The sequence below is a fragment of the Winogradskyella sp. 3972H.M.0a.05 genome (assembly GCF_040493455.1).
In the GTDB taxonomy this organism is placed as follows: domain Bacteria; phylum Bacteroidota; class Bacteroidia; order Flavobacteriales; family Flavobacteriaceae; genus Microcosmobacter.
In genome coordinates this window covers 163,872-181,452 of the sequence record NZ_JANFDA010000002.1, presented here as the reverse complement: position 1 = coordinate 181,452, position 17,581 = coordinate 163,872, and the positions used below count along the sequence as shown (strand labels likewise).

Annotated in this window: 8 protein-coding genes; all 8 read left to right on the top strand. The window is 36.0% G+C overall.

Annotated features, from left to right (window positions below; translation table 11 throughout):
- The first annotated feature begins 1 nt into the window (after position 1).
- The 8 genes from acs (at position 2) to NCE97_RS04205 (ending at position 17,581) form a co-directional block, all read left to right on the top strand.
- Complete coding sequence (gene acs, locus NCE97_RS04240; protein WP_353777646.1) at positions 2 to 1,909, top strand: acetate--CoA ligase; 1,908 nt, start codon at positions 2 to 4, stop codon at positions 1,907 to 1,909.
- Between the two features lie 18 nt (positions 1,910 to 1,927).
- Complete coding sequence (locus tag NCE97_RS04235) at positions 1,928 to 3,952, top strand: ATP-binding protein (protein ID WP_353777645.1); 2,025 nt, start codon at positions 1,928 to 1,930, stop codon at positions 3,950 to 3,952.
- 1 nt (position 3,953) lies between these two features.
- Complete coding sequence (locus tag NCE97_RS04230; RefSeq protein WP_353777644.1) at positions 3,954 to 4,598, top strand: response regulator; 645 nt, start codon at positions 3,954 to 3,956, stop codon at positions 4,596 to 4,598.
- Positions 4,599 to 4,711: 113 nt separating this feature from the next.
- Positions 4,712 to 11,605, top strand: coding sequence for a BspA family leucine-rich repeat surface protein (locus NCE97_RS04225; protein ID WP_353777643.1), 6,894 nt, complete (start codon positions 4,712 to 4,714; stop codon positions 11,603 to 11,605).
- Between the two features lie 20 nt (positions 11,606 to 11,625).
- The gene (locus NCE97_RS04220; RefSeq protein WP_353777642.1) at positions 11,626 to 12,459 is read left to right on the top strand and encodes a T9SS type A sorting domain-containing protein; all 834 of its coding nucleotides are present in this window, start codon (positions 11,626 to 11,628) and stop codon (positions 12,457 to 12,459) included.
- Positions 12,460 to 12,639: 180 nt separating this feature from the next.
- Complete coding sequence (locus NCE97_RS04215; protein WP_353777641.1) at positions 12,640 to 14,652, top strand: tetratricopeptide repeat-containing sensor histidine kinase; 2,013 nt, start codon at positions 12,640 to 12,642, stop codon at positions 14,650 to 14,652.
- Positions 14,653 to 15,619: 967 nt separating this feature from the next.
- Positions 15,620 to 16,681 (top strand): proline iminopeptidase-family hydrolase, encoded by a 1,062-nt coding sequence (locus tag NCE97_RS04210; RefSeq protein WP_353777640.1) that lies wholly within the window; start codon positions 15,620 to 15,622, stop codon positions 16,679 to 16,681.
- 78 nt (positions 16,682 to 16,759) lie between these two features.
- Positions 16,760 to 17,581 carry a helix-turn-helix domain-containing protein gene (locus tag NCE97_RS04205; RefSeq protein ID WP_353777639.1) on the top strand — a complete coding sequence of 274 codons (822 nt, stop codon included), beginning with the start codon at positions 16,760 to 16,762 and terminating at the stop codon, positions 17,579 to 17,581.

Here is a 17,581-nt window from a genome sequence, read left to right as displayed (position 1 = left end):
AATGAGTAATTATCATATTAAACATCTTGAAGAATACTATCAAGTCTATCGTCAATCTGTTAGAAATCCTGAATTGTTTTGGGAAGAAATAGCAGAAGAACATTTCGTATGGCGAAAAAAATGGAATAATATATTAAGCTGGGATTTTTCTAAACCAGAAGTAAAATGGTTTGACGGTGCCAAATTGAATATCACAGAAAACTGTATCGATAGGCATTTGAGAGTAAGAGGTGATAAAACGGCAATCATTTTTGAACCTAATAATCCTGATGAAGACGCAAAGCATATCACTTATAAAGAGTTATACGAACGAGTTTGCGAGTTCGCCAATGTGCTCAAAGAACAAGGCGTAAATAAAGGCGATCGTGTATGTCTATACTTACCAATGATTCCCGAATTAGCCTATGCAGTACTAGCCTGCGCTAGGATAGGAGCAGTACATTCGGTTGTGTTTGCTGGGTTTTCTGCAACAGCATTAGCAACACGTATCAATGACTGTGAGGCTAAAGTTGTTGTTACAGCAGATGGCTCGTTTAGAGGCTCTAAAACTATAGATTTAAAAGGTATAGTAGATGAAGCCTTAGAGCAGTGCGATTGTGTGGAATCTGTGTTAGTAGCTAAGCGTATTAATTCTGAAATCAACATGAAGGAAGGTCGTGATCATTGGTTACAACCATTATTGGACGAAGCCTATAATGACTGTTATCCAGAAATTATGGATGCTGAAGATCCTTTATTTATTTTATACACTTCAGGTTCTACTGGAAAACCAAAAGGAATGGTGCATTCCTCTGCAGGATATATGGTCTATACAGCCTATACGTTTAAGAATGTGTTTCAATATAGAGAAGACGATATCTATTGGTGTACAGCAGATATAGGTTGGATTACAGGACATAGCTATATTGTTTATGGACCATTAGCGAATGGAGCAACTACTGTGATGTTCGAAGGTGTGCCAAGTTATCCAGATTATGGACGTTTCTGGCAAATTGTTGAGAAACACAAAGTCAATCAGTTTTACACAGCACCAACAGCCATAAGAGCTTTAGCAAAAGAAGGATTGGAGGTTGTAGAGCCTTATGATTTATCGTCAATAAAAGTTTTAGGAACTGTAGGTGAACCAATAAATGAAGAAGCATGGCACTGGTACAATGATAATATTGGGAAAAAAGCAGCACCTATAGTGGATACCTGGTGGCAAACGGAAACAGGAGGTGTTATGATTTCACCAATTCCATTTAGCACGCCAACAAAGCCAACATACGCTACGTTGCCAATGCCAGGAATTCAACCTGCATTAATGGATGAAGAAGGGCAGGAGATTTCAGGAAATCAAGTTTCTGGGCGATTATGTATTAAATTCCCTTGGCCTTCTATGGCTAGAACGATTTGGGGAAATCACCAGCGCTATAAGGATACTTATTTTTCAGCCTTCAAAAACAAATATTTCACAGGAGATGGAGCATTGAGAGACGAGGTTGGGTATTACAGAATTACAGGTCGTGTTGATGACGTTATTATAGTCTCTGGCCATAACCTTGGAACTGCACCAATAGAAGATGCTATTAACGAACATCCTGCAGTTGCTGAATCTGCTATTGTTGGATTTCCGCACGATATTAAAGGGAATGCCTTATATGGTTATGTAATTTTGAAAGATGTTGGTGAAAGCCGAAACCATGATAATCTTAGGAAAGAAATCAATCAATTGATATCGGAGCGTATTGGACCTATTGCAAAACTAGATAAGATTCAATTTACAATTGGATTGCCAAAAACACGTTCAGGTAAAATTATGCGTAGGATACTTAGAAAGATAGCACATAAGGACACGTCCAATCTTGGAGATACTTCAACACTGTTGAATCCCGAAGTCGTGCAAAATATCATTGATAATTCTATGTAAAAGATTAAGTATAATGTTATGAAGCGCCTCTCATTCATATTACTTTTTTTAATCTGTAGCTACATTTCAGCACAAAATGAAATTACGCCTGAACTCGTCAATGATCTCAAGCAACAAATTAAACAATCTGAAAGCCTTGAAAAGTTAGAATTGCTAGATAGTCTATGCTGGATTACTAGAGATAAACCAGAGTTTAAGTACGATTCAATTGTTAAGGCTACGGTGAATTTTGCAATTGAGCTAGATTCGTTTAATATAGCTAACAGACAAGCCGCACGTCTCATTTGGTCGCTTACCAATAGAATGGGCAAACCAGAAGAAGGTAAAGCCTATTATGAAGAATTTGAAGCTTTGCAACTGCCAGTTACTGATGATGCATTATTAGCACGATTTTACCTCAATGGAGGAGATAGCTATTATTTTTCTGGTGATGTTGAAAAATCAATAAATGTTTATGATATAGCATCCAAACATGCCATTCAATCTAAAGATTCGATACTCTATGGTATCTCAAAAAAATACATCGCTGATGCATATGCTAGATTAGGCAATCTGGTCGAAGCTTCGAGAATGTTACAAGAGGTGGAAGAGTTATACATAAATACAAAAGATACCATAAGGCTTGTAAATACTAAAAGCTCTAGAGCCGATTTGTATAGTATGAACGGTTTTTTTGTAGAAGCTAAAATTGAACGTGATGAAGCAATTGCATTATCAAAATCTGCCAAGTATTATTCTGGTTTGCTATCTGCGCTGTATAATGCTGCAATTGACAATAGCAAAGAAGGAAATCATAAGGAAAGAATTAAAAATTTAAAGCAAGCGCTTCAGTATGCAAGAGGTTCAGAATTAGAAGATCAATATGTGCCTCAGTTATTAAATAAGTTACTTACATCGTATTCACAAGTAGATAGCTTAGATAAAGCCACAGAGATTCTAAAGGATATTCAAAGCGATCCTGACCGATACACGAAAGGCTTGTTCGAGGATATGCACGTACAAGGTTTGGCGTATTATTATTTAGCAAAAAAGGATTACCCAAAAGCCTTACGCCATGCCAAGCAATACTACGAAAGTCAGGCTGCATCAAATTCGTTCGAAAACACAATGGGTGCCCATGAGTTGCTTTTCAATATTTATGAAGCCCAAAACGATAACGACAAGGCGTTATATCATTATAAAGAATTTACCAAGGCCAATGATTCCATATTAAGCTTGAAAAAAACTCAGGCACTGTCGTATTATCAGACTTTATATGAAACTGAAAAGCGTGATGCTAAGATTGCTTCACAAGAATCCGAAATAACCATTCTAGATGCTAAGAATAAGGTAAAACAGCAATGGATGTTGTTCGGAGGGATAGGCTTATTAACGATTTTCTTAATCATATATTTAACGAGAACCAGAGCGTTTGCTAGAAACAAGCAAAAATTACTAGAGCGATTTTCTCAGAATCTAATTAATGAACAAGAAAAGGAAAGAAAGCGTATCTCAATGGAGCTACATGATAGTGTAGGTCAAAAATTAATGCTATTGACTAAGAAGACCAAGGAAAAGAATGATGATGCCATGGAAAGCTTAGCTGAAGGTACGCTAGAGGAACTGAGAAGTATATCTCGGGGATTGCATCCCGCTGTGTTGAATAGATTTGGATTTGGTAAAGCTGTGAACGCTTTAGTGGACGAATTAGATAATAATTCAGATATCTTGTTTACTTTAGATATGCAGAATGTTGATGATTTGATTTCTAAAGAGGCTTCGATACATCTATATAGGATTATTCAAGAAAGCCTCAATAATATTTTGAAGCATTCCAAAGCAAAAGCAGTATCAATAGATATAGAAAGAAAAGGAGAGCAGATAATGACCAAAATTGAAGATAACGGTCAAGGTTTTAATGTCTCTGATGCGTTTGGGAAAGTCACGAGCTTAGGAATGAAAACGTTAAAAGAAAGAGCAAAAATTATAAGATCCCAACTATATATTGACAGCATAGTAGATAGAGGAACGATAGTAAATATAACCACTCCAATAAATGTCTGATATGAAAAAAGAGGCTTCTATTGTTATAGCAGACGATCACCCAATGTTACTCAAAGGGTTGTATGATGAATTAACCTCTAATGGTTATAATATCATAGGGCAAGCAGACAACGGGATGAGAGCTTTGGAGTTGATATTGACTTTGAAACCAAAATTGGCTCTTCTCGATATAGAAATGCCATTACTCAATGCTTTTGAAGTTTTTAAGATGGCGCGAGAAAAGCGAACAGAAACCAAATTTATTTTGCTGTCTTATCACAAAGAAAAGGAATACATATTACAAGCCAGAGCCTTGAATATTGGAGCTTATTTATTAAAAGAAGATTCATTTTTTACCATTGAAAAATGTATTGAATCAGTATTAAACAATGAAGAATTTTTTAGTCCTTATTTCCAAGATTCAGCATTAAGTAATACAAAAGACGAGTTGAAGCAATTAAGCCATCTTACAGCTTCAGAAGTATCAATATTAAAGCGTATTGCTCTAAATCAATCCTCTAAAGCCATAGCTGACGATATTGGCGTTTCCATCAGGACAATAGACAAGCATAGAGCCAATATCATCAATAAATTAGGTTTGTCAAAAAGCACAAATACACTTACCAGTTGGGCATTACTCAACAAAGATATTATAGGAGAATTGTAATATTGGACCCTTTATATAAGTACTAGTACGTATATTGTAAGTGCTTGCACTTATTTCATCGCATTAAGGTGCATTATAGTTTTGTTGTGGAAATCTATAATAACCCCTTTAGCATGAAAACGCAAATTCTAAGTCTTGCAGTATTTCTAATTGCATTATTCTTACCGAATGCCAATTATTCTCAAACTTGTAATGTTTCAGACAATATTGAACAACTAATCACAAATGAGGTTCGAGATGGAAATACTTATAATCATGGTCAGTCCTTTACTGCTACTTGTAACGGAAGTATAAAAAGTATTCGTGTATATACTGATGAAGTAACCCAAGTTGTTAATGGTCAATTAAAATTTTATAATGAAGTACCATTTACTGGTTCTGGCCAGAATTTCACACCTATCAATGGAACTAATGGACAAGCCATTAGCTGGAATACAAGCTCATCAGAAACGACACAAACCATACAATTGTCTACACCCATCTCGGTGACTGCTGGGCAAGATTATACTTTTATTATTGAAGGTACAATTGGGAAGGCTTCCTATAGTAACGTTGATTCTTTTGATAACAACAGTTTAGACTATACAGGTGGGTTTTTATTTAATAATGATGGAGATTTTTGGATTCGCGATAATGCAAGAGATTTAAAATTTGAAGTGCATTATACAGATGTTATTCCACCAGTTGCTAGGTGTAAGAACGCGACAATCTTTTTAGATACAGATGGAAATGCTAATTTATCCCACCCTGAAATCAATAATGGGTCTTCTGGTGGAGTTGCAGCTTTTCAACTTTCAAAAAACACATTCGACTGTACCGATATAGGAGCCAATACGGTTACATTAACTGTATTTGATAATGCCAGTAACAGTGATAGTTGCGACGCTACGGTAACAGTTGTAGATAATATTTCACCAGTAAATCTAACGTGTCCTGAAAATATTGTACGAGAAGAATGTAATGACGCTGTTGTGACCTATGATATTCCGACATTTAGCGATAACACAGATGGAGAATGTCCTTTAACTATTGAATTGATTGAAGGTTTTGCAAGCGGGGAACTTTTCCCTGTTAACCAAACGACCACAGTAACCTATCGTGCTACTGATGCTGGTGGAAATACAGCAGAGTGCTCGTTTACTGTTTTTATTGGAGACACTATATTTCCAATATTAAATGGGATTCCAAATAACCAAACCGTTAATGCAACAGGAACTAATTGTGAAGGATTTATATTGCCATACAATCCAGTCCTAATCGATAACTGTAATGTAACCTTAACGCAAACTGAGGGTATAGCTGGTAGTGGACCATTTCCTTTGGGAGTTACTACAAATACATTCGAACTTGAAGATGGAGCAGGGAACACCACTACTAGAAGTTTTACGGTGACTGTTGTAGACAATGATGACCCAGTATTTGATTCTTGTAATTCCGATGCAACATTTATAGTAGATTCTGGAGAGACTACTGCTAATATTACATTTTCGGCGCCTACTGCTACAGATTCTTGTGGTGGTGTAACTGTAATTCAAACAGCAGGTTTACCTTCAGGAAGCGACTTTCCTATTGGAGATACGGTTATGGAATTTACAGCTACAGATGATGCTGGGAATACGGCCATTTGTAGTTTTACTTATACCGTTCTTGAATCATCACCTTTAATGATTACTGGAGTAGTTGAAAGATTTGGCAATTCAGCTATTGAATTATATGCTGTTAGTGATATAGCGGACCTAAGTCTATACGCCATAGGAGTATCGAATAATGGAGGAGGTTCTGATGGACAAGAATTTTATTTATCGGGTTCTGCAACAGCTGGTCAGTTTTTGTATTTAGCATTGAGAACAAATAATTTTGAGAACTTCTTCGGTTTTGTTCCAGATTTTGATTTAGGTAATGTATTTCAACTTTATGCCTCTGGAGATGATGCTGTAGAGCTATTTTTAGATTCAGGTGGAGCACCAACCCTTTTGGATACTTTTGGTGATATTAATGCTGACGGTACAGGAACAGCTTGGGATTACCAAACGAGCTGGGCTTATCGTGTAAATAGTACAGGTCCAGATGGCACATTCAATATAGCAAACTGGAGACTTCCAAATGGAGGAGTCCTTGATTATAATTCACCAGCGACTAATAGTGAAGCCCTTGTTCCTTTTCCAATTGGAACCTATGGACAACCTTATGATACAATTGCACCCAATGCTGTTTGTTTAAACCCATCTGTAACGGTAGAATCTAATTCTTTCGAAGTGACTGGTGATGTATTGGATGGAGGTTCTACAGATAATGAAGGAGTTGTTCTAAAGCTAGTTGACGGGAACATAAATGATTTTCTTAGATGTCAAGATGGTGGTACACATCAATACGAGTTAACCGTATATGATGCAGCTGGGAATAAGGACACATGTACAGCTAATGTTAATGCAACCATAGGACCTTCTCAGGTTATTTGTGAAGATATTACTGTGAGTTTAAATCTTAATGGAAATGTCACTGTCCACACTTATAACATATTTGATGGGTCAGAAGGACCATGTATAGGAAAAGGCGCTACTCTTTACTTAACTGAAACAGATCCAAGCATAGGTGGAATTGGTGGCTTATTTGCAGGAGAAACTAATACCAGCAGCCCAACGGATGATGTTATCGCTAATGGCACTGGGCAATACTATCAAGAAATCTCTTTTACCGTACCTACTGATGACTTATACCTTCCAGGGTTTAATTTTTCCACTTCAAGTCCAAACAATCTGTTATTTGCAATTATTAGTGACGCACCTGTTGCACCTAATACTGGTAATATATCGGATAGACCTGGATTTCTTGATGCCTTTGTATACCAACAGCCTTCTGTTTATTTGGGCTCTTTCAGTGGAGATGATGAGGTGTTCTTAAGTGCCGGGACTACCTATTATATGCAAGTGGTAATTATAAGTCAGGATGATGATACTATCCCTGCAACTGGCATTTTTAATGGAGATTTAAATGGTACACCAGGTACTGATGGACAAATGGATTCAATTACATATACCTCCGAAGATATCGGAGAAAATACCCTGTATTTAGTGAGTATTGATGAATTGGGACGTTTTTCATATTGTGAGTCTACAGTGACAGTAACAGAAAACCCTGCGCTTCCTATCTATATTAGTGAGTACCAACCTACAACTTCAAATAGTACACAAGAACTTGAAATTTACGGAACCCCTGGAGAAGCCTTTTCGGGAGCCTTTGTAGTTATTCAAGGAAATACGGATACCAGTGATATAGGTGTTGTTAAGAATGTAGAAAACTTTGCAGGGACTTTTGATGCTAATGGATTGTTATTGACTACCATGTCAAATATAGTAGACCCAACTCATACGGTAGTATTAACCAGTTCATTTTCTGGAACGGTAAATGTAACAGATATTGATACAGATGATGATGGTGTTGCAGACGATTTATCTGCCTTTGGAGTCATCCTAGATGCTGTTGGGGTTGGAGATGGTGGCGCCTGTTGCCCTGTAGATGTGTTATACGGTACTGATTTTGGAGGTATTAATTTGCCAAGTATAGGAGGTATGCCTTCATCAGTATTTAGAGAAGCAAGTGTAGGAGACTACTATCAAATCTCAGCGAGTTCAGGAAATATATATGATAACACAGGGACTGTCGTAGATGCCAACTCATTTGATATAATCCCAGATGACAATGGCACTTTCGGAAACATTAATCCAGAGCAGTTTGCAACCAGTACCAATGTTTTTGTTACAACTTGGAAAACTGATAATAGCGGTAATAGTGGTGATGATCAAATTACCATTTATACAGACGATACATTAACCTATGATTATTCAATAGATTGGGGAGATGGTAATGTTGATAGAAATGTCAATGGAAACATTACACATACTTATGCTAGTGTAGGTACTTACACGATAAGAATAACGGGTACATTCCCAAGATTTATGGCTATTGGATCTTTCTTTGGCGATGCCGAAAAATTAATCAGCATTGATCAATGGGGAACCAATCCGTGGACCTCTTTCGAGAATGGCTTTGTAGAGTGCGAAAACATGGATATGCTGGCGACAGACATTCCAGACCTTTCAAATGTGACTAACCTATCAAGAATGTTTGATGGCTGTCAATCTATGGTGGCAAATACATCCATTAATGATTGGGATGTTAGCTCAATTCAAAATATGTTTCTCATGTTTGGAAACGCTAGTAGTTTCAACCAGCCTTTAAATAATTGGAATGTAGGTAATGTTACCAACATGCTCAGTATGTTTAACAGTGCCGTAATCTTCAACCAAGATATCAATAACTGGAATACTTCTCAGGTAGAAACTATGAGATTTATGTTTACAGGAGCTTCGGACTTTAACAAACCTATAGACAATTGGAACGTTGGTAATGTAACAGATATGGGCTGGATGTTCAACAATGCTGAAGATTTTAATCAAGATCTTAATAGCTGGGATGTGAGTAAGGTTGAGGATATGTTCTTTATGTTCTTAGGAGCTACTAATTTTAATGGAAATATATCTAGCTGGATTCCCGCACAGGTAACGACTATGTATGGCATGTTCCAAAATGCTGTAAACTTTAATCAGGATATATCAGGATGGAATGTAGGACAAGTGACAGATATGGGCTGGATGTTCAATGGAGCCACATTATTCAATCAGCCTATTGGAAGTTGGGATGTGTCTAATGTGGAGTTAGCAAACCAGATGCTTGTCGGAACAGCGTTTTCGTCCACAAACTATGATGATTTATTAATACAATGGGGTCAGCTCACCCTTCAGGATGATGTTAACTTTGGTACCGATGCTACTTACTGCCTTGGAGACGTTTCAAAGCAAGGTATCATTACCAATTTTAATTGGGCTTTTAGTGATGGAGGTTTAGATTGTGATCCTACCGACTACTTTATTACTACATGGCAAACGGATAATGTAGGAGATTCTAATGCAACTTCAATTACTATCCCAACGTTCCCTGGAGAATCATATAACTATCAAGTGGATTGGAGCTATGACGGTGTCACCTTCAATGTTGAAGATGCTAATGTTACTGGAGATATAACTCACGATTATGGTGTGGCTGGAACTTATACTGTGGCTATTAGCGGAACATTCCCTAGAATCTATTTTGACGATGGAGGTGATAATGAGAAGATATTAACTATTGAGCAATGGGGAAGTATCCAGTGGACTTCTATGGAAGGTGCATTTGATGATTGCGCAAATTTAAATATCACTAATCCAACCATAGATACACCAGATCTTTCAAATGTGACAAATTTGGGAACTATGTTTAATGACTGTTTGTCCTTTAATGCTAATGTGAATAATTGGGATGTGAGTAATGTGGAGATTTTTGATGAAATGTTCTCTACCTGTGTCATATTTGACCAACCCTTAAATGGATGGAATATGAGTAGCGCCACGAGTCTATCCTATATGTTCTATGAAGCCGAAGCCTTTAATCAGCCACTAAACAATTGGAACACCAGTAGTGTCACCAATATGGAAGGCGTGTTTTCTTCAGCCTTAGCCTTTGATCAAGATCTTAATAATTGGAATACCTCAAATGTAACTTCTATGTATGAAATGTTTGATGCTGCAGAGGTTTTTAATGGTGATATATCTACATGGAATGTTGGTAATGTAGAAGACATGGAAGACCTATTTGACGGTGCATATTTATTCAATCGAGATATTTCTAGTTGGAATGTAAGCAAGGTGGAGGACATGACTTCGATGTTTGAAGGTGCAGAACTGTTTAATCAAGATATATCAGGCTGGAATGTTAGTAGTGTAACCAATATGTACCGAATGTTTAGGAATGCAGACAATTTTGATCAAAATCTAGGTTCATGGGATATTGGAAGTATTGTTGACATAAGTTTTCAAGATGGTATGGAAGAAATGTTTGGTTCTGGTCCTGGAGGAATTAAAATGTCAGTAGCAAACTATGATGCGACTCTAATAGGGTGGAATACAGATAGTAGTGGCTTAGATGGAGATGGGATTGACGATATACCTCAAAATATTGTTTTTGGAGGTGGAAAAAACACCTATTGCACTAGTGAAGTGGAAAGACAAAATTTAATTGATACACACGGATGGGCCGTAAATGATAATGGATTTGATTGCCCTCCAGTTAAGTTCCAAGTTAAAGTCTATCTGCAAGGCGCTTCTCTAAATGCATCTGGAGGAAGTTTGAACCTAATGAGAGATGATTTAAGAGCAAATGGATTCCTTCCTTCGGTAAGTCCATACGATGGAATCACTTCATGTGACCCAAGTATATTTACAAATGACGACGAAGAAGGTATTATTGACTGGATTCTGGTAGAATTGAGAGATGCTGCAGATAATACTAATGTTGTGTTTAGTGGTTCATTTTTACTTCGTAGAGATGGCTTTATTACAAGTACAACAGAAGGTGTTACTGAAGCTGATGTACCAGTTGGTAACTATTATATCGCTGTAAAGCACCGCAACCATTTAGGTATAATGAGTGCATCATCAATCGCTTTAGATAGCGATACGGTTACAACAATAGATTTTTCAGATGGAACTATACCAACCTTCGGAACAGGTGCTCAAACTAGTTCGGGCATGCCAGCAGGAGTGCTAGGTATGTGGGCAGGTGATACCAATGGTGATGGAAAAGTAAATATTATTGGTGCAGCAAACGATTCTAATGCAATCAGAGATAAAATACTGAATGACCCAGTAAACCAAATAATTCAATTTTACGGTTTCAGCGTATCAGGATACAACAATGAAGATATTAACCTTACTGGAGGAGCAAATATTATAGGATCAAATAATGATGCTAATGTATTAAGAGATAATGTCCTTAATCATCCTATAAACATCATATTACAGTTCTATGGATATAATATTCAGGAACAATTGCCTGCTGCAGTATCTACATCGAGAATGGCATTTGATGTTGAAATCAATCAGAAAAACAAACAACAGATTAATAACGATTAACCCCTTTAAACCAAATTATTATGAAACGTTTATTACACATCTTGTTATTGATAACAAGCTTGTCTTTGACAGGTCAAAACTACCAATTCGGTATAGTTAGTGACTACAACAATACAGATAACCCCTATGAATTTACTTTTGTAGCTACACCAGACTTTACCAATGCAGACCCCAATATGGCAGATATACAGATCACTTTAGCGATAACATCTGGAAATGCAATACAAGCTAGTAGCTTTACAGAAATTTTAGGTTCTGGTTGGCAGGTAAACACTGCTCTAACAGGTAGCATTTTGCAAAATAACTTTGGGATAGGAGATGGCACTAAGGATTTGTGGATATTCTCCCTACCTGTACCAACCTCAGAACTTACAACATCACATAATGCAGGTGTAGCTATACCAATATTTTCATTCATTGTAGATAATGCGCCGACTAGCGGAGAAATAGAAATCTTGGAAAATAACGATCCTATAGCATTAGCACTGGCTGGTTTTGGCTTTGTAGTAGATAATGTTATCAATGCCGATCTCAATGATGGCAATGGTACACAAGATTATTATGGCAATACAGATCCTATTAACAACGACTTTATCTTTTCATCGCTATCAATAAATGAGATTGAAGATAATGATGTGAAAATTGTAATTCATCCAAACCCAATTAAGGATTACTTAAATATTGAAGCGTCTTTTCCTATCGATAGTGTTGTAATCTATGATGCCATTGGTAAAAAAGTGTTGGAAACCAAGCAAAGTCAAAACATTTTACTTAGTCATCTGAATAGTGGTGTCTATATTTTAAAAATTTATTCTGAAAATAGTTCAGTTTCAAAGCAAATCATCAAACAATGATTTAGGGAAGGCTGAGATGGTTTAAAGGGGTAAAATTAAAAACCTTCAGCTGTGCCAACCTCCTTGTATGTTTTTGCAAGGAGGTTTTTATAAAGAGGTAGGCAACTTCTGGCAACAAGGTTTTATCCAAAACAAAGTGCTATCTTTACAGTATACCCCTTTGCTATATCTTTAAGCAAAATGCGACTACTTATTTTCCTCCTTCTAGGTGTTGCCATGCAACTTCATGGCCAACAAGTTCCTTTAGATTCAAATGTAAAACTGTTAAAAGAAGAGATAAGATATTCTTCAAAAGAGAAAAAAATAAAATTACTAGATAGCCTTTGTAATCTAGTGCTTTATGAACAAAAGTATAACTATGATTCTATAGTAACACAAACTATTGACTATGCTATAGAAATAGATTCTTTTAGATTAGCAGTTAAGCATACATCAGATCGAATTTTTTACCTGTCTAATAGAGCCAGAAACCCAGAAGAAGCAAAAAGAATTTTTGAAGAGCTCAAATCAAAACATTATGATATTTCTGACCCATTAACCAACGCCGTTCTAAATATGAATGCTGGCGATAGTTATTTCTTCTCAGGAGAAGTAGAAAAGTCTATTGATATCTATAGCGAATCCGAAAAGTATGCTGTCTTAGCTAAAGACTCTACTATTCTGAGTAAAGCCAAAGTTTATGGAGCCGAAGCATTAACCAGAATAGGTAAGTTTGCTGAAGCTGGTCTTTTGCTTACAGAAGCTGAAGAAATCTCTGCTAAAGCTAAAGATACATCTAGCTTGATGATTGCACAAAACTATAGAGCGAACCTGTATGGAAGCATAGGTTTTGTAGAAGATGCCAATGCAGTTAGAGATGATTTAATAAAGATTGCAAAACATAGAAAGCATTATTATTTATTACAATCAACATTTTATAATAAAGCTGTGGATAATGAAGCTTTGGAGGATTATGAATCCATGGTTTATAATTTGAAACAAGCTAATCATTATGTTGATAAAGCAAATAGACCTAATGAAAAACCAAAGGTATTAATCGCCTTATTTCGTGTATATGCCAAAACAGACAGTCTAAAAAAGGCAAAGACAATATTAGAAGAAATTCACAACCTTCCAGATTACTTAAGTATCGCTGATGACAACTTTAATTACAATGCAGCATTGGCGCATTATGAGTTTTCAAGAGGAAATACAAGAAAAGCAATTTATATACAGGAGGGACTTATCGATTTCAATTCGAGTATCAATATCACTAACCGACAATCTGTACATAATTTTTTAGCCAATGCTTATGAAAAGATAAACAATACTGATAAAGCCTACTATCATTTCAAAAAATTTGCATCATTGACCGACAGTATCAATAATTTGGAAAATACAAGGGCGCTGACATATTATCAAACGCTTTACGAAACCAAAAAGCGAGATGCAATGATAGAATCTCAGGAAGCTGAGATTGGTATGCTCGACATCAAAAATAAAGCTAAGGACCAACTGATGCTTTTTGGAGGTACAGGATTGGCTTTGGCCTTTGTAATTATTTACTTAGTGCGCACACAAAAGTTTACACGAAAACAAAAAAAGAATCAGGTTAAGTTCTCTCAAGAACTCATAAAAACCCAAGAGACAGAACGTACTAAGGTGGCAAGAGATCTTCATGATAGTGTAGGGCAAAAACTCATGCTATTAATCAAAAAGATAAAAGCCTTCAAAGATGATGACATCGATTACCTAGCAAAAGACACAATGGAAGAGTTAAGAAGTATATCCAAAGGACTTTATCCAGCTACCATAGAACGGCTTGGTGTTACAGCAGTAATAGAATCATTGATCAATCAGGTAGATGCTAATACAAACATATTTTTTACAACAGATATAGATAATATTGACAATGACCTGAGCAAAGAAAATGCACTTCACCTTTATAGATGTATTCAAGAAGCTCTAAATAACATTGTAAAACATTCTAAAGCAAAAACCGTAGCTGTAAATATTTCTAAAGACGATGCAAATATTGAAGCTGTTATACAAGACAATGGAATTGGTTTTGAAATAAATGAAAGACTTACGATGCTTACAAGCATGGGTATGAAAACACTTCTGGAGCGAGCAAGAATAATGAGATCTAGATTATTTGTAGATAGCAAGCCCAATAAAGGAACTACAATGAGGTTAATGATACCAATTACATAATGCTTAACATTTTTATTCGCTAAGTACTAACTCTTATAAATTAAGTGTTTGCACGTATTTCTCCTTTGTAACTATGATTCTATATTGCAATTGATTATAGTTACCATTGACTAAATCAAAAATTACTAAAAGAAAAAATTGACGTTCCCAGAGAATGGATTAATAGCAGATGCATCAGTATACATAATATGTGTGTACTGATGCTTCATAAAAAGGTTGTATAAATTTTAGCTGTTATAATAAACTAAAGGGGTAATTTTTGCAGCTAAGCTTAACCTCCTAATGTAATGATTAGGAGGTTTTTTTATGTGTAATCTACAAATATAGGCTACGCGTTAGCACCTATAAAATAAGAGTTTGCTCTTATTTTGTGAGAGAAGTAGGCTATATAACTTGCAGACATATTACATCAACCATTTAACCTATGATTTCCCCTGTCTCCCTATATTCTAATTTTTGCATAACACACAATGACATTTTAAGTTCAATTGACAGGGTTGTTTTAAAGACCTAGAAGTGTTGAGTTGTGATTTAACCAAAGATTATGGATGCTTACTATATGTTTGAAATTATTTGATTGGGTTATTCAAAAAGCATGGTGTTCTATATGTATTGTGATTAATTAGTGTAGATAACCTTCAGCAACCATGCTTTTAGATAACCCCTTATAGTATACGATGTTATGAATGTATGCTCATTGAAAAGATTGCTATGGACTGGGCCCCAGGCTATTAAGAGGGATAATTAATTAATAGCTATGATAAGCCTCCTGCAACTAGTGGGAGGCTATCTCTTAATATAATCTGGACCTATATCTATTGGGCTATCATTTAGGTTTTAGATTTGGTTTATTGGCTGTTTAGTAAACTAAAGGGGTAATTTTGCAGCCATACCAGACCTCCTTGTGCTGTTTTACAGGGAGGTTTTTTAATTTTTAGTAACTTAGAAAGCATAAAGATATCTAGTGATGAAAAAAATAGTATTGCTTGTAAGTTGTTTGTGTTTAGTGGTATTTAGTTGTAAAGAAAATGAACAAGAAGAGGTAAAAGATTCAATAAATGAAACTGCGGTTACTGAGTATTTAGACAACTCAGGTAAAGAAGATCGGTTCCTTGGAGGAATTAAGATGATACCGATTCAAACTCCAAAAGGAGAATTCAAAGTTTGGACAAAGCGGGTTGGGAATAACCCAAAAATCAAAGTTCTATTGCTACATGGAGGACCAGGAATGACCCACGAGCTCTATGAATGTTTTGATGGGTTTTTTCCTCAAGAAGGCATAGAGTATTACTACTATGATCAGCTAGGATCTTATTACAGCGACCAGCCTAAAGATTTGTCACTATGGGATCTTGACCGTTTTGTAGAAGAGGTAGAGCAAGTAAGAGTTTCGCTCGGATTGAATAAAGACAATTTTTACTTGTACGGACAATCTTGGGGAGGAATCTTAGGGATGCAATATGCACTTAAGTATCAAGATAATTTGAAAGGCTTGGTGATTTCTAATATGGTAGCTTCCATTGACGATTACAATAAATATTCGGCTGAAGTGCTAGCACCAAAACTGCCAAAAGAAGTTCTGGATGAAATCTTGAAGTATGAAGCAGCCGAAGACTATTCTAACGAACGCTATTTAGATTTAATCATACAGAACTATTATCCAAAGCACGTTATTAGGATGCCTGTAGATGAGTGGCCAGAACCTTTAAACAGAGCCTTTAAACATGTTAATCCAGATGTATATGTTACCATGCAAGGACCTAGTGAATTCGGTATCAAAGGAAATGCTACCTTACTCAACTGGGATGTGAAAGACAGGTTGAAAGAAATTACGGTGCCAACACTAACAATAGGCGCTACACATGATACTATGGATCCAGAGCATATGAAATGGATTTCCACTGAAGTTCAAAATGGACGTTTTCTCCTTTGTCCAGATGGTAGTCATCTATCACAATTCGATGACCAAAAAGTATTTTTTGAAGGTCTTATAGATTTTATCAAAGACGTGGATGATGGAAGTTTTTAAAATCTAACCACCAAAAATCTTAACAGAATCTTTTTTTAGCCTATTGATAATATGTGTAACTTTGAGTAAATACGTATTGTGGTTAGGTTTTATAATTATAAGAAAGAGCACCCATTTAAAGAGGAGCTGCAAAGCATATGGGCTTTAGTAAACGATGAAAGTTCTTGTCGGTTGCCCTTAATTGCTGATGGATTTCCCGAAATTTTATTTCTACTAAAAGGTAAGCTAAACATTGTTGTTGACTCTGAAAAGTTTAGTGTCAAAAAGGACGCCTTAATTGGTCTTGTCGATAAACATGCATATTTAGAACTTGGCTCAGATACGGTTATTTTATCATTCAAAATGATGCCTTGGATTACATCAAATGTATTGGGAGATCAAGCTTATTTGATAAAAAACCAAGTAGTTTCTTTAGAAGATATAGGCTATAACTTTTTTCCATCCTATATAGATTCATCCAGCTTCTATGACATAGATAAAGTAATCTCTAGGGTAATCAATGAAAAACTATCGCGCCTTCTCAACACACATCGAGAGGCCACACCAGCGTTAAAGCTAGATATCTTTAAGCTCTTTAATTCAATCCAAAATTTATCAGCACCACAAAAACAAACAGGTAGTACAAGATATTTCGAAATGCAATACAGAGAACACATCGGAGTGAGTCCAATGCGCTATAAGCGCTTGCTTAGAATTAAGAAAGCTTCTCTGGTTTTAGCTGAAAATATTAACGTAAAAATAGAACCTTTGGCTTTAGCCTTAGGATATTACGATTTAAGTCATTTCTATAAAGACTTTGCATCATTTACAAGTAGTACACCACTTGCCTATAATGAATCCGTATTTAGTAAGTCATTATTGAATACAGAAGACTATATTCAGCAATATTATTACTCTTAG